The organism is Bacillus sp. SIMBA_031, assembly GCF_046535225.1.
GTDB classification, from domain to species: domain Bacteria; phylum Bacillota; class Bacilli; order Bacillales; family Bacillaceae; genus Bacillus; species Bacillus velezensis.
The window spans coordinates 1-272 of sequence record NZ_JAWRXC010000240.1; the positions used below are offsets into that span (position 1 = coordinate 1).

1 protein-coding gene is annotated in these 272 nt (G+C 61.4%); it reads left to right on the plus strand.

Annotated elements, in window-relative coordinates; genetic code table 11:
* A partial coding sequence (locus SB724_RS20165) for a hypothetical protein (RefSeq protein ID WP_410572624.1) occupies window positions 1-268 on the plus strand: 268 nt, incomplete at its 5' end.
* Window positions 269-272: the final 4 nt, after the last annotated feature.

Genomic DNA, 272 nt, shown 5'->3' on the forward strand with positions numbered 1-272 from the left:
TGACCTTCCTGTGGGCAAGGAGTACCGGTTTATCGTGCTCGGCTCTGACGGGCCGGCCGACAACAACTGGATCCTTGGCCGCGGCTACGGGCTGGTCAAGATCGCTTCCACAGATTCCCAGAAGTGGGGTTCGGCTGACCCCATCTCGAACTCTCTGACGTTCGACGTGTTCACGGATGACGAGATCGGCACACCTGTCCGCCACTACATGGGCGGCACTGGTGCGCTGAAGCACAAGACCGCGCTGGGCTTCACTGCCGGCGCCTAACTAG